18 protein-coding genes are annotated in these 20,756 nt (G+C 38.8%); 7 read left to right on the forward strand and 11 right to left on the reverse strand.

What is annotated here, in order from left to right; all coding sequences use genetic code 11:
• Positions 1-66 precede the first annotated feature (66 nt).
• The gene (locus tag I6F40_RS12775) at positions 67-1,014 is read left to right on the forward strand and encodes a carbohydrate kinase family protein (protein WP_197193026.1); all 948 of its coding nucleotides are present in this window, start codon (positions 67-69) and stop codon (positions 1,012-1,014) included.
• Positions 1,015-1,052: 38 nt separating this feature from the next.
• Here the strand turns inward: I6F40_RS12775 and I6F40_RS12780 are convergent, their stop codons facing one another.
• The 4 genes from I6F40_RS12780 to I6F40_RS12795 all read right to left on the reverse strand — a co-directional run bounded on the left by I6F40_RS12780 (position 1,053) and on the right by I6F40_RS12795 (position 3,533).
• The gene (locus tag I6F40_RS12780; protein ID WP_197193027.1) at positions 1,053-1,511 is read right to left on the reverse strand and encodes a nuclear transport factor 2 family protein; all 459 of its coding nucleotides are present in this window, start codon (positions 1,509-1,511) and stop codon (positions 1,053-1,055) included.
• A 157-nt stretch (positions 1,512-1,668) separates the two neighbouring features.
• Entirely contained in the window at positions 1,669-2,049 is a 381-nt protein-coding gene (locus tag I6F40_RS12785) for an STAS/SEC14 domain-containing protein (RefSeq protein ID WP_002960091.1), read from the reverse strand.
• Between the two features lie 121 nt (positions 2,050-2,170).
• Complete coding sequence (locus I6F40_RS12790) at positions 2,171-2,863, reverse strand: cupin domain-containing protein (protein WP_197193028.1); 693 nt, start codon at positions 2,861-2,863, stop codon at positions 2,171-2,173.
• A 49-nt stretch (positions 2,864-2,912) separates the two neighbouring features.
• Positions 2,913-3,533: a glutathione S-transferase family protein gene (locus I6F40_RS12795; RefSeq protein ID WP_121954410.1), complete on the reverse strand. Its 621-nt coding sequence runs from the start codon at positions 3,531-3,533 to the stop codon at positions 2,913-2,915.
• A 388-nt stretch (positions 3,534-3,921) separates the two neighbouring features.
• Here I6F40_RS12795 and I6F40_RS12800 point away from each other — a divergent pair, with 388 nt between their 5' ends.
• Complete coding sequence (locus I6F40_RS12800; protein WP_010553607.1) at positions 3,922-4,440, forward strand: TetR/AcrR family transcriptional regulator; 519 nt, start codon at positions 3,922-3,924, stop codon at positions 4,438-4,440.
• Positions 4,441-4,524: 84 nt separating this feature from the next.
• On the opposite strand, the gene I6F40_RS12805 is transcribed toward I6F40_RS12800, so the two are convergent.
• From I6F40_RS12805 to I6F40_RS12825, 5 genes are all read right to left on the reverse strand, one after another.
• On the reverse strand, positions 4,525-5,994 hold the full coding sequence (locus I6F40_RS12805; RefSeq protein WP_010553606.1) for a carbon starvation CstA family protein: 1,470 nt from the start codon (positions 5,992-5,994) through the stop codon (positions 4,525-4,527).
• Between the two features lie 269 nt (positions 5,995-6,263).
• A complete protein-coding gene (locus I6F40_RS12810) occupies positions 6,264-7,181 on the reverse strand; it encodes a carbohydrate kinase family protein (RefSeq protein WP_007584308.1) in 918 nt (305 codons plus the stop codon).
• 2 nt (positions 7,182-7,183) lie between these two features.
• Positions 7,184-8,707 carry a mannitol dehydrogenase family protein gene (locus tag I6F40_RS12815; protein ID WP_197193029.1) on the reverse strand — a complete coding sequence of 508 codons (1,524 nt, stop codon included), beginning with the start codon at positions 8,705-8,707 and terminating at the stop codon, positions 7,184-7,186.
• Positions 8,708-8,767: 60 nt separating this feature from the next.
• Positions 8,768-10,489 (reverse strand): purine-cytosine permease family protein, encoded by a 1,722-nt coding sequence (locus I6F40_RS12820; RefSeq protein ID WP_024591939.1) that lies wholly within the window; start codon positions 10,487-10,489, stop codon positions 8,768-8,770.
• Positions 10,490-10,699: 210 nt separating this feature from the next.
• Complete coding sequence (locus tag I6F40_RS12825; protein ID WP_197193030.1) at positions 10,700-11,374, reverse strand: HAD family hydrolase; 675 nt, start codon at positions 11,372-11,374, stop codon at positions 10,700-10,702.
• A 427-nt stretch (positions 11,375-11,801) separates the two neighbouring features.
• Here I6F40_RS12825 and I6F40_RS12830 point away from each other — a divergent pair, with 427 nt between their 5' ends.
• Positions 11,802-13,328, forward strand: a complete 1,527-nt coding sequence (locus tag I6F40_RS12830) for a catalase (protein ID WP_197193031.1) — start codon at positions 11,802-11,804, stop codon at positions 13,326-13,328.
• A 105-nt stretch (positions 13,329-13,433) separates the two neighbouring features.
• The gene (locus I6F40_RS12835; protein WP_024610852.1) at positions 13,434-13,958 is read left to right on the forward strand and encodes an ankyrin repeat domain-containing protein; all 525 of its coding nucleotides are present in this window, start codon (positions 13,434-13,436) and stop codon (positions 13,956-13,958) included.
• 100 nt (positions 13,959-14,058) lie between these two features.
• Here the strand turns inward: I6F40_RS12835 and I6F40_RS12840 are convergent, their stop codons facing one another.
• Positions 14,059-16,107 (reverse strand): TonB-dependent receptor, encoded by a 2,049-nt coding sequence (locus I6F40_RS12840; RefSeq protein ID WP_197193032.1) that lies wholly within the window; start codon positions 16,105-16,107, stop codon positions 14,059-14,061.
• Positions 16,108-16,781: 674 nt separating this feature from the next.
• Between I6F40_RS12840 and I6F40_RS12845 the strand changes: the two genes are divergently transcribed.
• A complete protein-coding gene (locus I6F40_RS12845) occupies positions 16,782-18,338 on the forward strand; it encodes a PepSY-associated TM helix domain-containing protein (RefSeq protein ID WP_197193033.1) in 1,557 nt (518 codons plus the stop codon).
• Between the two features lie 106 nt (positions 18,339-18,444).
• Here I6F40_RS12845 and yddG read toward each other — a convergent pair whose 3' ends face one another.
• Entirely contained in the window at positions 18,445-19,353 is a 909-nt protein-coding gene (yddG, locus tag I6F40_RS12850) for an aromatic amino acid DMT transporter YddG (protein WP_197193034.1), read from the reverse strand.
• A 181-nt stretch (positions 19,354-19,534) separates the two neighbouring features.
• Here yddG and I6F40_RS12855 point away from each other — a divergent pair, with 181 nt between their 5' ends.
• Entirely contained in the window at positions 19,535-20,188 is a 654-nt protein-coding gene (locus tag I6F40_RS12855; RefSeq protein ID WP_024610847.1) for a TetR/AcrR family transcriptional regulator, read from the forward strand.
• Positions 20,189-20,191: 3 nt separating this feature from the next.
• On the forward strand, positions 20,192-20,674 hold the full coding sequence (locus I6F40_RS12860) for a putative 4-hydroxy-4-methyl-2-oxoglutarate aldolase (protein WP_024610846.1): 483 nt from the start codon (positions 20,192-20,194) through the stop codon (positions 20,672-20,674).
• Positions 20,675-20,756: the final 82 nt, after the last annotated feature.

Here is a 20,756-nt window from a genome sequence, read left to right on the forward strand (position 1 = left end):
GTATGAATAATTAACACCCTTCACGTTTTTTAGCCTAGCCTTGCTAGGCTTTTTAGGATATTCCAAATGATCAAACTTCTGTGCTTAGGCGAGCTATTAATTGATATGCTGCCACAAGATGCTAATAACTCTGCCTATTTACCTATACCAGGTGGCGCACCTGCCAATGTAGCTGTTGGCTATGCAAAACTCGGAGGTGAAGCTTCATTTTGTGGTGGTAGAGGGGACGATCATTTTGCCAATCAATTAAGTAATGCATTAGCGCAATACAATGTAAATACAGACTATTTATTTACCATTGCAGGCTCACAAACCGCTATGGTTATAGTAAGCCTTGATGAAACCGGCGAGCGTAGTTTTGGCTTTTATCGCCATAACACAGCCGATGTACTATTAACCCAGGCGCATTTAGCGCATATAAATTGGCAAGAAATAAGCACACTACACTTTTGTTCAAACACATTAACTGAATCAGCAATTGCCAGCACAACAGTTAAAGCGCTAGAACTTGCAAAAGCGAATAATAAACTCGTCAGTTTTGATGTAAATTTACGCTACAGCTTGTGGGAAAACACAAGCGATATAGCAAGCAATGTAAAAGCTTGTTACACCTATTGTGACATAGTAAAACTCTCGCGTGATGAGCTTAATTTTTTAGCTCAACATAGCGATACAACGAGCGATGATTACATTCAAACGCTATTAAATACCGGAGTAAAACTGGTGTTTTTAACCGATGGGCCAGAGCCTGCCAAGGTTTACCACAGCGCATTTACACTTAACGAATCGGCACCAAAAATAAACGCCTTAGATACAACAAGCGCAGGGGATGCATTTATAGCGGGGGTTTTATACTACTTAAATAACTTGGGAAGTGATTTACCACTAGCAGATAAACTAAATGATAAAGCGAGCGTAAAAGACGCCCTGCACTTTGCTCTTAAATGTGGCTCTAAAGCGTGTTTAGCAAAAGGGGCATTTCCGGCATTGCCTGTACTGGCTGATGTAATTTAAATGATTAAAGCCCTATATTACGGGGCTTTAAATCAGAGTTATATCTGTTGCTTTATAAAGGTGACACCTTTAGGTATTTCATCTTGAGGTAACCGAGTAGAGTGCATTTGCGATAACAGCCATTTATCGCCCACTTTTGATACAACAACGCTTTCTAACCAATAAATATCAATACTTCTTTCGGTGTTTTTAATATTGGCTTTATTCCAGTAATTAATGAAAGCGACGTCTCCTTCTACACGCGAATTTATAACACTAAAATAATTCGTTCGTATGTAATCAGCGGGCTTAACAACATTTACAAAGTCATCAATAGTCCATACTTCTCCGTGCTCTAAAAGCAGGAATGAATCATCGACAGCCGCGCGCATTTTTGCGTGTTCAAAGTTAGATACAGCTAAAAATAAATCGCTCACGGGCGTAAATATGGTGCAGTCTTTTGCATGTATCGATGTAGAAAATATCAGGAATGTAAGAAAGGTAAGTACGTGTTTCATTGTTTTTATAATGTGTAGTTTGCTCAATAATAATTAGTGTATTTTAATAGAGCAGTGTTAACAATTGAAATAAACCGAATGTAACTACCTAACAATGTTACCCATAGAGCAAAAAAGCACTCTATAAGAGTGCTTTAATTTAATTTTTTCAATCAAGCTATTCATCTAGCCAATCTATGGCTGCGGTAGCATTTTCAAAGTATTGAACCTCACCCGAGATAAACCAGTTACCTATTTTTGCCATTCGAGCTTGCCACTCTTTATTACCGTAAATAGCTACTTTTTTAAATTCTTTAGAGTGTTTAACACCTAACTTTAAGTCATCCCACGCTGCGCGTAGTTCCCAGCCTTCAAGTTCGCTACCATCTATTAAGGCGTTCACGACTGGGTGCTTAACTTCGCCAAGAGCTGAGTTTATCATTGGGGTAATTATTTTGTAGTCGTCGTGAGTAAGCGTACCAACGGCTTTAAGTTTTAAAAAAAACTCTCTTCCTGCACGTTCAAGACCAATCGATAAACCATGTGTTGTGTGTACCATTACTGCTCTCCTTAAATAGGCTGAGTGGTAAAAGTACACCTTCTAAAATTAATTAGTCCTGAACTAAATCAATAAATAGTCCTGAGCTAGATCATTAAATAGTCTCAAATAAACGACTCAATTACGCATTTTGTACGCGAGATATCTGGTTTTCTACATCAGTTAAATGGCCCGTTTTAAGCCATACTTTTGCACCATGACTTCCCGCTTTAACGTTAACAGAGCTGTTAATAGGCACTCTTAACCAACTGTTTTTTACAAAGGTATCGGCTTGCTCATCAAATGAGCCTTCAAGTACTAGCAGCTCTGCTCCACCTTTTGCGCTTATAACCATGCAGGCGTTGGGCTTAAAGTGCAACAAGCTTACGTCTTCAAAGTCGTCTTTGTATAAAGGGGTTACGGCTACATTTTTAAAACTAGGGTGCGCCGTACTTTGCATCAAGTCCGTTTGTAAACGCACGTGGGTTCGATCATCTGGCTGAAACTGCCATAACTTTACAAATATAACGCAGCCATTTTCAGACCCCGGTTTGTGCTTTGATTGCGGTGGGTTACGGATATAAGAACCTGCCATAAAGTCACCATGTTCATCTTGAAATACCCCTTCAAGCACAACAAACTCTTCACCGCCTGTATGAACATGCGGCGAAAATTCACTGCCTGGTGCATAACGAACAATAGTCGTTGCGCGAGCAACTTCGTCGCCTACTCTATCAAGCGCTCGTCTATCTACTCCAGCCATTGGCGATGCAACCCACGGGAGCGTTTCGCTATGTACAACAACTCGTTTACTAAAATCGGCAGCAATTTTCATACTTAGCTCCTAACCGTAACTCCACTTAAATTTTAAACTAACAACCTAATTAAGCCGCAACACTTGGGCGTTTTGCTACTTTTTCTTGCCATGCAACTAAATGGGTTAACTCATTCGGGATTGCTATTTGTGCAAATCCAGCAAATACCAGTCCAGCATACAATGTTATATCAGCAATACTAAATTGTTCACCAGCAACAAATGCCGATTGCGCTAGTACATCATTAAAATAGCTAAACCCTTGGCGTGCTTTTTCGCCTTGTTTTTCACCCCAAGCCACATTTTGATACGTTTCAAGCTCTGGACCTAAGCCATCAGTTGCATGATGAAAGTAAGTTGCCACAGCGTCAAGCACCATAGATTCTGCGCGTTTTTGCATCATGTTAATTACTGCACGCTCTTTTGCAGTTTCACCCATTAAAGATGGGCCTTCAAATGCGGTATCAATATACTCAGTAATAGCGGTACTTTCTGATATAAATGTGCCGTCATCTAGCTCTAATACGGGCACACCTGCTAATGGGTTTTTAGCTAAGAAGGCTTCTGTTCTGTGCTCACCATTTAATAAATCAACAGGTACAAACTCAACATTTGAAGTGGCATTTTTTTCAGCTAAAGCGATACGAACACGAAGTGGGTTTGGAAAGTTTTCTACATCATAAATTTTCATAGCAATCTCTATCTTTATTGTTTAAAAGTGAATTAATGGCAGAAACCTACCTACCGATAGGTAATTTATAGTATTAAACTAAATTTAAGTCAACGTTTAAATTTTTCTGATTTATAGGATTTAACTTAATTCATAATAAAATTAGGGGGTTGCTTAAAAATAAAAACGCTTGTAAATAACTACCTACTGGTCGATAATTTTGCTATACCAATTGCATTAAATAAGTGATCTATTATTACGCTAAGAAAATAGCGCAATAACAAGGCGAAAATTATGACATATAGTTATTCTATATGAATAATTTTTAACACAGTTAGTGAGTTGTTTAATGCGATACAATGATCATGTTTAATAAAATTGGTATTACTGCAGATAGGAAATATTAAAAGTGAGTAAAAAAGAAGCTTTATTAAAAGCAGCTGAAAACAAGGTGCGCCTTGGCGGATACAGTAATTTTAGTTTTAGAGAGCTCGCCAGCGAAGTTGGAATTAAGAGCGCCAGTGTGCACTATCACTTTCCGACTAAGGCCGATTTAGGTGCTGAGCTTGCTCATCAATATACTAATTCTTTTTTAGCTGCGTTAGGCGAGCCAAGCGAGCTTAAAGCAAGCGGTAAAAATCCTATTGATGTGTACACTCAGCTTTTTAGAAGTGCATTAGTAACCGATCGTAAAATGTGTTTATGTGGTTTGCTAGGAGCCGAAAGCGATAGCCTTCCAGATAAAGTACGCCTTGAAGTAAAACGCTTTTTTAATCAAAATTTAACATGGCTTAGCGCTGCGCACTTAGCTAATGGTGACCTCAACCCTACTAAAGCAGCTATTCAAACAGTGAGCCTGCTTGAGGGCGCTATGATGATAAGCAAAACGCTCGACGATAACAGTTACTTTGAACTTGCAACTCAGTAATACCTAAATTTAGTACACAAAAAAAGCGAGCTATTCATAATGAATAGCTCGCTTTTTTAATGCTTGAAATAACTTATGTGATTATTAAACCGCTGTTGGTTTAACTTTATGCTTAGAGTGCACAATAGCTAAAACAATTAAGCCAATCACTGTTACTACAGCACCAATAGGTTTACCTAAATCACTTGATAAGTTAAGACCAATTGCGGCAGTACCAATATAAGAAACCGTTACCGCAGTTGCTATAACAGCAGGAACACTCGCAATCCAATGGAATGTACCACGGTCAAACAAGTACTTAGTGGCAAGCCATAATACGCTTGTAGAAAGCAGCATGTTTGAAAATGCAAAGTAGCGCCAAATTAATGAAAAATCGAGTTTCGTCATAAAGTAAGCAATAGTAAGTATAGGTACAGCCACTAATAAGCGATTACGTAAACTTTGCGGAATATTAAACGCATCAACAACTGTTAAACGTAATGAGCGGAACGCTGTATCACCAGAAGTAATTGGGAAAACGGCTACTGCAATAATTGCCATTATACCGCCAAATACACCTAAGTAACTGTTAGCTACATGGTTTACAACTAAACCTGGACCACCTTGGTCAAGCAACGCTTTTAAGCCCGCGTAACCATCTGGGAACGCTGCAATACCAGCAAGTGCCCATACACAACCTACAATACCTTCACACATCATTGCGCCGTAGTAAACTGGACGTACGTATTTTTCGTTAGTTAAACAGCGCGCAATAATTGGCGCTTGAGTAGAGTGAAAACCACTAATAGCACCACAGGTAATTGTTATAAATAACAATGGCCATGTTGGTAGTCCATCTGGATTTGGCTCTAAAAAGTCATGAGCGTGATCAGCTTCAAAGTAAGCTAAAAAGTCACTTGGTACAGGTAAGTGCGGCGCATTAATAAGTAATGAAATAGCAATTGCCACTGTCATTACAATCATTAGCGCACCAAAAATTGGGTAAAACTTAGTAATGATTTTATCAATTGGTAGCAAGGTCGCTAAAAAGTAATACGCTAAAATAGCGAGTACCCAAAAGGTATTATTTGCCAGTATTGTACCTTCAAAGAAATCAAGGTTACTTAGCAAACCTGCAGGGCTCATAATAAATACTACACCTACAAAAAACAGTAGCATGGCAGTAAATACAAGCATAAAGCCTTTAAATACGACGTTGTAATAATGGCCTGCGATTTCTGGTAGGCTTTTACCGTCTTCTTTTATACTCATTACACCTGAGAAGAAGTCGTGTACAGCGCCACCTAAAACATTACCAAGTACAATCCATACTAGTGCAACTGGTCCGTATAAAGCACCTAAAATTGGGCCAAATATTGGACCTACGCCAGCAATGTTTAAAAACTGAATTAAAAATGCTCGTACAGGGTGAATAGCTACGTAATCAACACCTTCGCTAAAGCGTTTTTGTGGTGTGTCAGCAGTTGAATCCAAACCGGCTTGTTTTTCAACAAATGGGCTGTAAAACTTATAGCCCAGTATTAAAATAGTGAGGCAGATAAAAAAGATGATCATAAAGCACGTTTCTCTTTTTGTATTTTAGTTATAGAGCGCATTGTGTGTCGCCCCGCCTTTTCAATCCGTGAATAATCGACGAACAATAACAAAGCTTCAACCCTCAAACAATAAGACGTTTAGCTAATACAATAATCGATATAAGCCACTATTTACGCAACCTGCACACTTAACGCTCCACATTGAATATTTATTACACACGTCTTATTTTGGGCACAAAAAAAGCGGTTAAACTTTTACGTTATAACCGCTTTCACACACAATGTTTTTTAAAGTGGGTTCATAAACTCACTAATTTGTTGATGCGTTAAAGTAGGTGTTGCGCCAGAACTTTCGGCGACCATTGCTCCAACTGCACATGCAAAGTCAACGGCATATTGCGCGTCGTCGTTGCTACAAAGCTGATAAATTAACGAACCTAAAAACGAATCCCCTGCGCCAACAGTGTCAATTACGCTAATTAAATAACCTGAATTATAAAAATTTTCGCCTTTGATTGTTAATAAAGCACCGTGGCTGCCTTTAGTTACACATAAGTAATCGGTATTTGTTTGCTGTGCTATAAACGCTAAATTTTGTTCAAGCGAATGAAACTTACAACCCATCGCTTTTGCTATTTCGTATAGCTCTTCATCGTTTAACTTAATAAAGTCTGCTTTATTCATTAAATCTACAAGTGTTTCTAGCTTGTAATGCGGTGCACGTAGATTTACGTCAAATACTTTAAAGTTTGCTACATCAACTAGTTGATTTAATGTTGCTAAAGACGCTTCGCTTCGCCCAATTAGGCTGCCAAATACAAATACATCGCTACTTTTAACTTTACTAAGTAACTCATCAGTAAGCGCTATATTATCCCACGCAGTGTCTGCCACTATTTCATAACTTGCTGAGCCACCACTGTCGAGTGTTACCTCAACCGTGCTAGTTTTTTTGTCACTATTAATAGCAATGTATTCGCAGCTTACGCCTTTGCTAGTAATTTCGCCAAGTAACTCAGCGCCTAACTCGTCGTTACCAACAGCGCTGATCATATCGGCTTTAATGCCTAGTGAGTTAATACGCACACACATATTAAGTGGCGCGCCACCTAAGCGTTTACCTGAATCAAAACAATCCCACAGCACTTCGCCAAAGCAGCTAACACTTACGTTTTCGCCTGATTTATGATTAATTAAAATGCTCATAATTAGTTACTCTTTTGATCAAGTACAGCCTGCATAATGGCTTTAATTTTACTATTAGGTGCATACAACGCAGCAATCGACTTTTTATATTCAGCAGTAAACGTTTCGTTATGCTCAAGCTTACCAAACAAGCTCGTTAACTTTAAAAATGCAGACGGGCTAGTTTGAGTCTCTTGCGCGTAAGAATTAAGCTCTTTGTGCATCGCATCTTGAATTTCAAGCTTTTCGCCGTTTTCACTTAAACCTTTATCGCTGTATAAACACCAAGTTGCAATAACAAGCGTTGCCAGTGACACATCGCGACCTTGTACTAGGTTTTCGTTAATTGTGGCAATTAAAAACTTAGGCAGTTTAGCTGAGCTTTCACTACAGATACGCGCTAGGCTGTCTTTAATATTAGGATTAGCAAAACGCTCTATTAACGTATCTTTGTAGCTTTCAAGGTCAATGCCTTCAAGTGGTTCAAGATTTGGGGTTACTTCTTTATCCATAAAAGCACGTAGGTATGTGGCAAATAATTCATCCGATACCGTTTCATCAATAGTGCCATAGCCATGGATTGAACCTAATAAACCAAGTACAGAATGCCCTGCATTAAGTAAACGTATTTTCATGGTTTCATAAGGCGTTACATCAGTAACAAACTGAGCACCAACAACATCCCAATTTGGACGAGAGTCACTAAATGTGTCCTCTATTACCCATTGTGTAAACGACTCACAGGTAATTGGCCACTCGTCGCTAACACCATATGCATCAACCACGTAATCAATATCACTCTTTTTAGATACCGGTGTAATACGGTCAACCATCGCATTTGGAAACGATACGTTTTGCTCAATCCACTCACTTAGGTCTTTGTCTTGCTCTGTAGCAAAGGCTAAAAGCATTTTGCGTGTTACGTTACCGTTGTGCTGAATGTTATCGCACGACTGCACTGTAAATGCGCCTTGGCCTTGCTCTTTACGCAGTTTTAACGCAGCAGTAATGTAACCAAACGCTGTAATTGGGTCGTTCGGGTTATTAATGTCGTTAATAATATCTGGATTGCTGTAATCAAACTCGCCCGTTGCAGGGTTAAAGTTGTAGCCGCCTTCGGTAATAGTAAGCGACACAATTTTAGTATCGCTGTGCGCTAACTTATTAATTACCGCTTGTTTGTCCTCTGGAGCAAACAAAAAGTCGATCATTGAGCCAATTACTTTGTTATCTATTTTACCGTCTGGGTGTCTAACAGTAAGCGTATAAAGGTAATCTTGCTGCTTTAAAATATCACGCAGACCACGATTACCCTCTAAAAGGCCAACACCACATATGCCCCATTGTTCAGAGCCTGGGGTTTTTAAAAGCTCGTTAACATATACCGCTTGATGAGCACGATGAAAACCGCCCACGCCAATATGAACAATACCGGCTTTAACTGCGCTACGGTCGTAGGTTGGTGTATCAACATGGCTTGGTAATTGAGCCAAGCTTTGTTGGTTTAGCCCTGTAACTAGAGCGTCAGTGTGTTGATGTTGCGTCATGGTGCGACCTTACTAAACAAAAATAAAATATAAATTACGATACTGTATTACGATAAGTAATTACGATGCTGTATTGAGTACTTTATGGCGTTTTAACGACCAGTACGCAGTAACAAAATAAATAACAGTACAAATAAAACAGGCTATTTCGAACTGCGATTTATTAGCGCTGTACATACTCATAGTTTCACTGAAAAACATCACCTGGCTGGCAAATATAAAAATAATAACCAGTGAAACCGTAGAAACCGCATTAAGTACTTTGGTAAATACAGAGCTGTCAATTACTGGCTTTGGAATGTCTTTAGCTTCAGCAGCTTGATATTCTTTAATATCACGTTGCTCTTGCTCTTCTGCTTCAATCTCTTGTGTGTAATCTTCACCGGCGCCGTATTTTTTAGCTAAAAGCGTATAAATAACGATTGTGAAAATCCACGTAGGAATAAACAAGTAGTAAAACGACATTACATCAATAGCATTTAAACCAAAGCCAAACACAAGCGCTAACGCCCAAGATGCTATAGCCGGTACGCTGCGGGTAATATTTTTATATTTAGCCCAGTAACGTGTTAGGCCAATTTTAGGAAATAACACATGCTCAGCAAACACAATGCCGCCTACTGGTACAACTAATAAGCCTGCGTAAGTAAGTAGCGGAAGCATTTGTGAAAATACAAACGGGAAACATGCAATAATAACGGTTACAACACCTACAATAGCGGTTGTGCGTTCACGTGATTGATTAACAAATATAGATTGTGCTGCAAGGCCTGCACGGTAAAGGTTTGCGTTAGCTGTAGTCCAACCGGCAATAATTACAATAACAAAACCAGTCCAACCTAATGCATGGTATGCAACATCGCCCGGATCAAGTGATGAAATAGTTGTTTTAAGTAATACCGCAACACCTGCGCCCATAATACCGGCAGAGATCCACGCTAAGTAATGACCAAAAAACATGCCCACACCAGAAAACAAACCATAGCTTTTGCGTTTAGCAAATCTAAAAATAGCCATGTCGATTAAACCAAAGTGAGTAATTGAGTTAGCAGCCCATGCAAAGCCAATCACTTCTAATAGGCCAATACCTTTTTCACCATCGGCATTGGTGCCCGTCCATATGGAGGAGTCGCCTATGGTCATAAAGTCGCTAAAGCTAGTTAAAGAGGTAGAACCTAATACGTGATTTGAAAGCTCAGGGAATAACGCGAACGAACCTGCAATAAATATAACAAATAGCCACGGCGCACACAGCTTTGAAAAGTCAGCAACCGTAGAAAAGCCATACATCGCAACAAACACAACAATAGAGCCAACAGCTAAAACAATGGCTACAAACCAAAAGCTATTTGGATACCAATCAAGTTGTGCAGGTATATCAAACAAAAACCGCACGGCGGTGGAGGATACCGTGATCATGGCGGCCGATATAACACTAAAAATAACCACGTTAGCCCAGTTATAGAGCTTGGTCATTGAGTTACCAGCAATTTTGTTTAAGTAGTTATATAAACTTAAGCGGGTTTCTACTGCAATGGGTGCAGTAATCAGCCACCAAGAACACATTGCTAACAGGTTACCTATTAATAAACCCAGTAGAATGTCGATGGTTGAAGCGCCTAATGCAACAAACGTTGCACCAATAACAAATTCAGTAGCCGCAACATGTTCGCCGGCGTATAGCCCTGCAAAATGCTTCCAGCCGTGAAGCTTATTATTAGCAACAGGAAGTTGCTCTTCGTTTACATCTTTAAATGTTTGTGTGTGTGGACTCGTTGCCATGGTATTTCCTATTGTTAACAGCAAAGTACTTAATACCTAAATACTTCGCCTTTTATAATTTGGCTTATAAACGCATGATGTTTTGCCATGTTTTGTTTTATTTTTAGTAAAGCAAAACCATCTACATTTATATTTTGCGTTTGCTTGCCTGTCAGTGTGTAAGGCGAGCAAATCGCGTTTAAAACTTTGTTTATTTAAAAAGCTGCGTGTTTACTGCTTTTTAAGTGCAGGGTATGCACTAAAAAAATCTTGCCAATGCGTTAAATGATCAACATTTGGGTAAGCACTGTGTACATGATTAACAGAGCCTTGCATATGTTGCCCACCGCTGTAATGCAGTACTTGCATGTTGGCGTCAATTCCTGCATTTACGCCGGCTTTACTGTCTTCAATCACTAAACAATGCTCCGGCTTTACACCCATTTTTTTAGCTGCATGTAAAAATAAATCGGGTGCTGGTTTGCCACGCTTAACTTCGCTGCTGGTAAAAACCGTATCGCTAAAGTACTTACTTAAACTCACTACGCTCAACGCTTTTGCGGTGCGTGCTGGGCTGCTGCTAGTAGCTATACAAATAGGCACAGCTAAATTGTTAAGTACGTCTTCTATACCATCAGTCGTGGTTAGTCCGGTTTCAAATTCGTTTAATAGTGCCTCGCGGTAGTCACCTTCAAAGCTTTCAGGAAGAGTGACATTAAATGCATCCGCTATTTTTTGGCTTACTGTTTTAAAGTTGCAGCCTAAAAAGTGTTGCTGTACATAAGCGCGGTCAATCTCAACGCCTTTTTCAACAAGCATATTAATGAGTACTTGTGCGCTTAAAATTTCGCTATCAATAACAACGCCATCACAATCAAATATCACTAGCTCAATATTAGTATTCATCTTGTCACCTTATTAAAACTGTTTGGTTTAGCTAATTTAAGTATAACGAGTTAAGCGCGATTAATATTGTGCAGCTTTTTAGTGCAACTCAATGATGAGCATAAGCCCACCGATTGAGCATATTCCCTTTATTGCACGAATATGTCAACACACTGTAAGTATAAAACGCACCAGCTTGGTGAAAATACACTCAGATAAAACTAAAAACCTTTGTATTTAATCAACTTTATAAAAGCATATTGCGACCAAGGTCGTAGTAAAAAAATTCCGTTAACGTAAAAAGTGCTCCTGTTAATTTATTTCATCTATTTTACAGATCACATCAATCTAATTAATCAGTTTTACCGAAGTTAATAAAATCAATACTATCGTTAACAGATTAACAGCCTGCACCACTGCCGGCACTTTTAAATAGATGAGGTCGACAATGAATACTCAAATAAACAAAACAAAATTAACACTAACTGCACTAGCACTTGCAATGGCATTACCGGCAAGCGCAGCAACAACACTTACTAAAGATAACGGCGCAGCTGTTGGCGACAACCAAAATTCAATTACTGCAGGCGAACGTGGCAGTGTATTACTAGAAGACGTGCAACTAATTCAAAAACTACAACGCTTTGCACGTGAGCGTATTCCTGAGCGTGTTGTGCATGCTCGTGGTACTGGCGCACACGGTGTGTTTGTAGCATCAAAAGAGCTAGACGATTTAACAATTGCAGCACCGTTTGCACAAGCTGGTAAAGAAACAGACGTATTTGTTCGCTTTTCATCAGTAATTCACTCAAAAGGTAGCCCAGAAACACTGCGTGACCCACGTGGCTTTGCAACTAAGTTTTACACAGACCAAGGTAACTGGGATTTAGTAGGTAATAACTTACCTGTGTTCTTTATTCGTGATGCGATTAAATTTCCAGACATGGTTCACTCTTTAAAACCATCTCCGGTTGATAACATTCAAGATCCTAACCGTGTATTTGACTTTTTCTCACACGAACCAGGTTCTACACAAATGCTAACGTGGGTTTACAGCGACTACGGTACACCAGCAAGTCTTCGTAAAATGGACGGTTGGGGTGTACATGCATACAAAATGATTAATAAATCGGGCGATGTTAAATACGTTAAGTTTCATTGGGTAAGCCAGCAAGGTATTGATAACCTTGACGCAAAAGAAGTGGCAAAAGTACAAAGTCAAAACTTTCAGCATTTAACACAAGATTTATACACTGAAATAAACAGAGGCAATTTCCCAAAATGGGATCTGTACATTAAAACACTTGATCCGTCGCAACTTGATGACTTTGATTATAACCCGTTAGATGCAACAAAAATGTGGTTAGACATTAAAGAAACTAAAGTAGGAACAATGACCTTAAACCGTATGCCAACTAACTTCTTCCAATCTACGGAACAAGTAGCAATGGCACCGGCAAACATTATTCCAGGTATTGAGCCATCAGAAGACCGTTTATTACAAGGTCGTATGTTTTCTTACGCTGATACACAAATGTACCGCCTAGGTGCTAACCACCAGCAATTGCCAATTAACCGTGCAAAAGTTGAAGTGGTTAACTACAACCAAGACGGCGCAATGAACTACGGGAATACAACAAGCAATGTGAACTACCAGCCAAGCCAAGAAAACGTAGCTGAAAACCCAATTGCACGTAGAAGTAACACAGAGCTTAAAGGCTTTGTACAACAAGCCGCGATTAAAAAGCAGCAAAACTTCGCGCAAGCAGGTGTTATATACCGTGGTTTTAGCAAACAAGAACGTACAAACCTAATTAATAACCTAGCAGGCGATTTAGGTAAAGTGCAAAACAGCAGTGTTAAACACAAAATGCTTAGCCACTTTTACAAAGCTGATACTGAGTACGGTACACGCTTAACTAAAGCTGTAAACGGCGACATTAAAGTAGTTAAACAGCTTGCAGCTAAATTGTAAGTAGCTAGTTGAAAACAGTAGTTCCAACTAAACAAATTGCTACATAAGCAACCACAACCATGAGGAAGAGAGTAAATCTCTTCCTCTTTTTTAAAGGTCATTTTTATGCGTAACTTATTAATTATATTTACCCTACTATTAAGTTTTGGCAATAGCGCTTATGCTCAATCAACTGCTACTACACAAAATACGAATACTCAAACCTCAAGTGAACAAACACAAGATCAGGTAAAAGAGCAATACCAAAGCTTATTTGCTTATTACTTTGCTGCAGCACGTACTAACGATACCGATGTAATAGAGCAATTTGTAGATGCTGGTATTCCTATCGACAGCTACAACAATAAAGGCTACACCGCGTTAATGATTGCTACTTACCATGGTAATAAAAAGTCGGTTAACACACTTTTACACTTAGGTGCTAATGCCTGTTTAGAAGATAACCGAGGCAACACAGCGCTTATGGCTGCGATTTTTAGAGGTGAATTTAGTATAGCTAAAACACTTGTATCACTTGATTGCGATAACGCGCATCAAAATAAAGCAGGTCAAACAGCCGAGCAATTTGCACAAACCTTTGGTCAACAAAAAGTTATTGAATTATTAGCACAGGTAAATAATGCAAAATAATCTGCACGCAACAAAAAGCCCTAAAATAATAGGGCTACTTTGTTTATTAAAATTTACTGCTTAATTTTAATAGTCTGTCTTACTACTTAATTAATACATGTTAAAAACGATACGTTACTGAAGCACCTAACGTTTGAGGATTCACTACTGCAACATAACCCGTTGGGTAACGACCACTTGCAGGTTCAACCGACGTAAATGCTTCTTCATCTAATGCATTATTAATAAAAGCACTCACCAACCAATGATCGCTGTTATAGCTTATTGTTGCACGTGTAATTGTATAACCTCCGGCAACACGCTCTTCTGTATTAGTTAAATCGCCATAGTAATCGTCTACATAATTAGCGCTCACATTTAACTTTAAGCTATCAGTAAACCAATGCGATAACCCTAAACTTGCAGTTAGCTCTGGTGCTGAGTTTAATTCGTTACCCACTGCATCGGAATAAGTCGCTGATTCATCTATTTTAGTTTTTAATAAACCTAGCCCTGCGTGTAACTGCCATTGCTCACCTAACATGCTATATGCTTCAAGCTCTAAGCCATAGCTATGTGCATCGTCAATATTAGTGATTTTTCGACTTGAGCTTAAGGCTTGATAACCATTAAAGTTATTGTAAAAAATATTAGCACTAATATTTAAATCACCATTATTTAGTACACTACGCGAGCCTACTTCATAGGTATTTACTGATTCTTGCTCGTAGTAATAGTATTCTTGTGCAGCAAAGTCTAAGGCACCACCACCAGCGTTATAACCACGACGAGCACTTGCCGATAAGGTTGTGTCGTTAGTTACTTTATACTGAATAGCTAACGTAGGTAGTTTTATCGTATTAGAATCATCTAATTGCTCAACTAATCTACTGCCACTAAAAGCCATATCAAAATTACGAAGTTGTTCTTCACGCTCAACTCGCAGCCCCGCTGTTAACGTAAGCTCATTTGTTAACTCAAAGCTTGTTTCGCCATAAATTGCTTTAGAGTCACTACTATCGTCACCAAAATAATTGGTTGCGCCAACGCTTTTAAAGTCTTGTTTACGGTCAAAATAAGCAATACCTACAAAGCCCGAATAAAAATCACTATTTAAGCCAAAGTTTAATTTACTATCAATTGTGATATTTTTTTCATCCATAAAAATATCAGACTCAGCACTGGCAAGTGCCTCATATGCTTCGAAGCCCCAATCATAATCCATATATGCGAGTAATATATCGAACGAAAAGTTATCATTTATTTTATAGTCAATATTTACCTGAGTCGTGTTTGACTGGGTATCCATATCGCGCTGAAATAACGGCACATAATCAAATGGCTCATCGCCTTCAAAATACTTACGACCTGTATTACCCTCTTCACTGTAGGTAGAGTAAGTTAGCTGTACAGCTAAATCTGTTGTTGGGGTATACAGTAATTTTGCACGCGTACTACTGGTATTAAGCTTATTTAAGTTTTTATCTGTTGGATTGGTTTCATGTATCGTTGGATTGCTAAAGGTTTCACCATTTACATATTGAGTAGACAAACGAAATGCTAATACATCATCAATTAAAGCCCCCGAAACAACCGCAGCTGTATCAAGGTAACTATCTTGGTTTCTATACCCAACGCGTACAGCACCTTCAAAATCTTGTGTTGGTGCTTTGGTTGTCATATAAACGGCACCACCAATACTATTGCGACCATTGCTAGTTGACTGCGGTCCACGGTATACCGCTATTTGATCTATATCCCACAAGCCAGTATCACCGGTTAAATCAGCTACAAACGGCTGACTTACACCATCAACAAGTGTTGATACTCTTGCTTTAGAGCCACCGCTAAATGAGTTGAAACCTGTTGCACCACCATTACCCGACACACCGCGCATATCTGGCACGGCTCCAGTAAGTACCACTACATTTGCCATTTCTGCCAAAGCTTCTGAAACCGAACCTAGTTGTCCATTTTCTAATAGTGACTTATCTACCACTGCAACCGATGTAATCGTATCTTTGAGTGACCTTTCGATTTTTTCGCCTGTTACAATAATTGTATCTATTGATTCGCGACTTGTTTCATCAGCAAATGCATTGCTTTGAGCCAATAGCAAAGAGCTTGTAATCAGTAGTGAAAGTTTATTAGGCTTAAATGAAGCTACCACAGTTATTTCCTTTTATGGATAGTTGTCTTATTTTTCGAAAAAATAGCATAAACACACGCTTGTTGCAATTGAGTTTAGTTATCATTTAGAATGGCAACATCATTAATAAGTGTTTTAATTCATGTTGCAACTTACTCTTTCTCTTATTTTATTTACTGCTATATCACTATTTTATCTCAGTAACCGCCACCAACGACTACTAGGCAAACCCATTAATAAAAGCTGGCGCAAGCTCGCATTTATCCTTTTTGTTATTGCAATACCATTAGCCTTATATGCTTTTTCTAATGCGGCAGCCGTATTTTTTATCATTTTAATGATAATGCTCGCTTTAATAATAATTCCGTTCGTCAGCCTGATTAAACACAAGGAAGTTAAATAATGTCATCTGCACAAAGGCAAAAAATAAAACCAACTTGGCTTGGCAAAAGTTTGGCTGGTTGTTTTTTAGGGCTAGCACTTGCGTTTATTCTTGTTGCTTTTTTTGCATGGTATGGAGCGGGAGGCATAGATGCGCCCGACAAAGTGCAATTTAATATGTGGATAATACCCATTTTATGGTTAACTATTTTTAGCTTCACGTACCTGTTTAGTTCGGCAAAAAATGCTTGGCTGACGCTTGGGGGCTTAAATATAACGCTATATAGTTTATTTATAATTTTAAGGAATTGGCTATGAGAGTAAGAGCCGATATTTTGCGTACCTACCAAGGTGTGCATACATGGACAGGAATAATTGCAGGTTTAGTACTTTTTATAGGCTTTTATGCTGGTAGTTTAACCATGTTTAAACACGAATTAGCACAGTGGACAAACCCCGCCAGCGCACCAGTGACTAAATCACACGCTAACAATTACCAAACATTGGTTAACCAAGCAATAGCTAAGTACCCTGAGCAAATGGGTAATGGTTTTTCTCTCGATTTATTAACAGATCAAGCGCCACTATCTTGGTATAGCCAAGGTAAAGGGCGCGGAATGAAACTTGATAACCAATTACAGGCGCTCTATTTAAACCAGCAAAATGAGCTTGTGATACAGCAACAAAGTGAGAATAAACTTGCAGATTTAATAGATTACTTGCATCGAACCGCAGGGTTTGCAGGCAAAATTGGGCACGACCAATCGGGTGTATATATACTTGGTATAGCATCTGCGCTGTACTTTTTAGCATTGGTATCTGGCGTAATTATTTTACTACCCACGCTTGTAAAAACCTTTTTTGCGATTCGAAAAGAAAAAGGTGCCAGTCGCTTTTGGCTCGATAGTCATAATTTAGTTGGGATCGCCAGTTTGCCTTTTCATTTAATTATAGCGTTTACTGTGGTTGTGTTTGCATTTCATGATCTGGTTTATGATGGTCTATCAGCATTTTATGGCGATAAATCCTTTTTTCAACGACCTGCCCCAGCAGCACATAATTATCATATTGCAAACTTACCTAGCATAAATAAACAACTCCTAGCGGCAAAAAACTACGCTCCAGGTTATGAGCCAATTCATATTTCATTTAGTCGTTTAAACACAAAAAACCCGACTGCAACATTAAAAATGAGTAATAGCAGCGCTGTTGTTCGCGGACCTGATACCGACTACTTATTTTTACATCCCTATACATTAGAAGTACTTAGCTCAAGCTACCCGCAAGGAGATGATGGTGTTTGGAGTAACATAGTAGGAAGTTTCTTTTCGCTTCACTTTGGTACTTATGGAGGTGAATGGGGACGTTGGGGGTATTTTGTTATGGGACTACTTGGCGCATTCTTATTTTACTCTGGTAACTTATTATGGCTAGACAAGCGCTTTAAACAAGATGCAAACAAGCGAAGTACACGATTTATGGCAAATTTAACAATTGGTGTTTGCTTAGGGTCAATGATTGCAGTGGTTGCCACTTTATTACAAGCTAAATGGACTAACCAATATATGGGTAACGCAAATTACAGTTATCTCTATAGTTACTATTTGGTATTTTTTGCCTTTGTTGCTTATACCTTTTTTGAAGGAACTCACCACGCTAGCTATTGGGGCCTAATGGGTATTGCATTTTTATCTGCTGGAATGGGAGTTTCAACACTTATACAGGCTTTATTAGCTGATGATTTTTTAAAATATTATCAAAGCGGTTTTGTTGATATTAGCGCTGCAGTATTTGCATTAATATTTTATTATTGTGCAAAAAAAGTTAGAAATAAATCAGTAAGCTATGCAGTTATACCGGCAAAATTATAAAGAAAAACTTAATGAGGCGTATTGCACGCCTCATTAAAGGTATAAATTTAGATTTAAAATATAAACTATTAAATATCAGCACCTTAAAAGAGTTAACTAAAATAGATTAGTTTACTGTGCGTTTAGGCTTTTCTCGCGTTACAAAGTAGCAAATTAGCGAGCCCACTGTTACCAGTACAACCCCTTGCCAAAACGAAGCACTCAGCGTAATAGATAAATACAACGCCGAAATAATAGTAGAAAACACCGGTGTAAAGTACGAAAGCGTACCCAACAGCATTAAGTTACCGCCAATAATAGCTTGATTCCACAGTGCATAACCGCTCCCCACTACTACACCAGCTAATAATAACGTCATGCTTGAGCCCAGTGAAAACGTTAATGGTGCTTCATTACTAAAACCATATTGCGTCCACAAACTCATTGCCGTAACAGTAAAAAATAACGTAATGGCATTTTTACCATTACTCAGCTTTTGCGTAACTACGCAATAAATAGCCCATATAAACGCTGCAGCTAATGCCATTAAATAAGTAGCAGGATTATCAGCAAAGTTAGTAACAAGCGTATCGACCGACATTTCTTGATCGCCCGTAATACACCAAGCAACGCCTAAAAAAGCAATAATCATGCTTGGGTAAACCCAGTAACTTACTTTTTTGCGCCCAATAATAATAGAGAGCAATATTGTTAGCGTGGGCCATAAATAATTAATAACCGCCATTTCCATTGCCTGATGACGGCTATTTGCCATACCAATAGAAAGCGCCAAACAAATTTCGTACGATACAAATAATAAAGTACCTACTACCAAGTAGCGTTTCGAAAAACCACTAAACTTGGGCACTCCCATAACCAAAATTAAAAATATCGCACTGACAGAATACATGGCGGCAGCACCACCAATGGGGCTAAACAACTCAGAAATATCCCGTAGCAATGCAACTAAGCAACTCCACAGTAATATTGCAGCGACTCCATACAGTGTATATTTATTTTTGCTTATAAAATCCATTTGCCAATCCAAAAGTACTACTCGTAAATTTGAAACTAAACTAACAGTAATTATTTAATTAAACAATTAAAGTTAATAGCTTAAACCTCTCGCCTGTTTTTAACATTCACCCTTTTTAGTAATTGACCTTTTGGTCAGTAAAGCTACAATCAATCAATACGTTAAACACGCAAACTCTATAATGACCACACAAATAAAACCAAATAAAAAAGAAGTTACACGCGAGAAAAACCAAAAACTAATTCTAAATGCCGCCGAGCAATTGTTTTCGCAATTAGGTTACGACGGAGCAAGTATGAGCATGGTTGCTAAAGAAGCACAGGTGCCAAAAGCCAATATTTTGTATTACTTTAAAAGTAAAGATGGTCTGTATGAGTCTGTGATCGACCGCATAATAGCTAATTGGAACTTGGGCCTCGATAACGTCACAATTAACGACGATCCAGCTACCGTGCTTTATAACTATATTAAAAGCAAAGTAATACTCGCCGTAAATCAGCCAATGCAATCTCGCTTATTTGCCAGTGAAATACTGCGCGGTGCACCTTATTTACAAAACTACTTTAGAACCAATACCCGCCCTTGGGTTAAACAAAAGGTTGATGTACTTCAAGCATGGATGGACGCAGATAAAATGGATAAGGTTGATCCCTACCATTTGCTCTTTACTATTTGGTCTACCACGCAATATTACGCCGACTTTCAGGCTGAGGTTTTACTCGTAATGAACAAATTAGAGTACGACGAAACCGATGTGGCACAGATTACGCAATCAATTGCCCACATAATTTTAAAAGGTATTGGTCTTAAAATACCTGAGCAAAGTGAGACTTAACCCATGACACCCTTTACTACACCCGATTTATTTGACGATCATCGCGATAACGTACAAGTAGCAGACAGCGGCCTTTACCACTTTGGTAAAAAAACCACGTTTTATGGCAAAGTAGTTACCGTTACCTGCCCAGAAGACAACTCTTTTGCCGCCGATATATTGCATGAAAATGGTGAAGGTAAAGTATTAGTTATAAACGGGTTTGCGAGCAAACGCTTTGCGTTTATAGGCGATATTATGGCTGAGCGTGCCTTAAGTAATGGCTGGGAAGGCGTAATAATAAATGGCTGTTGCCGAGATATAGAAATACTCGCCACGATGAACTTACCTGTAATGGCGCTAGGCTCTACACCGCGTAGTACCTTAAAGCGCGGCTTTGGTGATAAAAACCAAGCTATTACCATGCTTAGCACCACCATAGAACCTAACGATTGGGTTTACGCCGATATTAACGGTTTAATCATCAGTAAAACGCCCCTTATTTAGCACTCAAAATCATATAAATAAAGACCAACTTGGTGCACCTTCGCACCAAGTTGGTTTGTTTTAACTCATTTTAGTGTCACTA

It is taken from the genome of Pseudoalteromonas sp. SWXJ133 (assembly GCF_015864365.1).
GTDB classification, from domain to species: Bacteria; Pseudomonadota; Gammaproteobacteria; order Enterobacterales; family Alteromonadaceae; genus Pseudoalteromonas; species Pseudoalteromonas arctica.

What these genes read in the sequence shown, in the direction of transcription:
- I6F40_RS12775 (WP_197193026.1), top strand. Translation starts at nt 67, where the DNA reads ATGATCAAACTTCTGTGCTTAGGCGAGCTATTAATTGATATGCTGCCA.
- I6F40_RS12780 (WP_197193027.1), bottom strand. Translation starts at nt 1,511, where the DNA reads ATGAAACACGTACTTACCTTTCTTACATTCCTGATATTTTCTACATCG.
- I6F40_RS12785 (WP_002960091.1), bottom strand. Translation starts at nt 2,049, where the DNA reads ATGGTACACACAACACATGGTTTATCGATTGGTCTTGAACGTGCAGGA.
- I6F40_RS12790 (WP_197193028.1), bottom strand. Translation starts at nt 2,863, where the DNA reads ATGAAAATTGCTGCCGATTTTAGTAAACGAGTTGTTGTACATAGCGAA.
- I6F40_RS12795 (WP_121954410.1), bottom strand. Translation starts at nt 3,533, where the DNA reads ATGAAAATTTATGATGTAGAAAACTTTCCAAACCCACTTCGTGTTCGT.
- I6F40_RS12805 (WP_010553606.1), bottom strand. Translation starts at nt 5,994, where the DNA reads ATGATCATCTTTTTTATCTGCCTCACTATTTTAATACTGGGCTATAAG.
- I6F40_RS12810 (WP_007584308.1), bottom strand. Translation starts at nt 7,181, where the DNA reads ATGAGCATTTTAATTAATCATAAATCAGGCGAAAACGTAAGTGTTAGC.
- I6F40_RS12815 (WP_197193029.1), bottom strand. Translation starts at nt 8,707, where the DNA reads ATGACGCAACATCAACACACTGACGCTCTAGTTACAGGGCTAAACCAA.
- I6F40_RS12820 (WP_024591939.1), bottom strand. Translation starts at nt 10,489, where the DNA reads ATGGCAACGAGTCCACACACACAAACATTTAAAGATGTAAACGAAGAG.
- I6F40_RS12825 (WP_197193030.1), bottom strand. Translation starts at nt 11,374, where the DNA reads ATGAATACTAATATTGAGCTAGTGATATTTGATTGTGATGGCGTTGTT.
- I6F40_RS12830 (WP_197193031.1), top strand. Translation starts at nt 11,802, where the DNA reads ATGAATACTCAAATAAACAAAACAAAATTAACACTAACTGCACTAGCA.
- I6F40_RS12835 (WP_024610852.1), top strand. Translation starts at nt 13,434, where the DNA reads ATGCGTAACTTATTAATTATATTTACCCTACTATTAAGTTTTGGCAAT.
- I6F40_RS12845 (WP_197193033.1), top strand. Translation starts at nt 16,782, where the DNA reads ATGAGAGTAAGAGCCGATATTTTGCGTACCTACCAAGGTGTGCATACA.
- yddG (WP_197193034.1), bottom strand. Translation starts at nt 19,353, where the DNA reads ATGGATTTTATAAGCAAAAATAAATATACACTGTATGGAGTCGCTGCA.
- I6F40_RS12855 (WP_024610847.1), top strand. Translation starts at nt 19,535, where the DNA reads ATGACCACACAAATAAAACCAAATAAAAAAGAAGTTACACGCGAGAAA.
- I6F40_RS12860 (WP_024610846.1), top strand. Translation starts at nt 20,192, where the DNA reads ATGACACCCTTTACTACACCCGATTTATTTGACGATCATCGCGATAAC.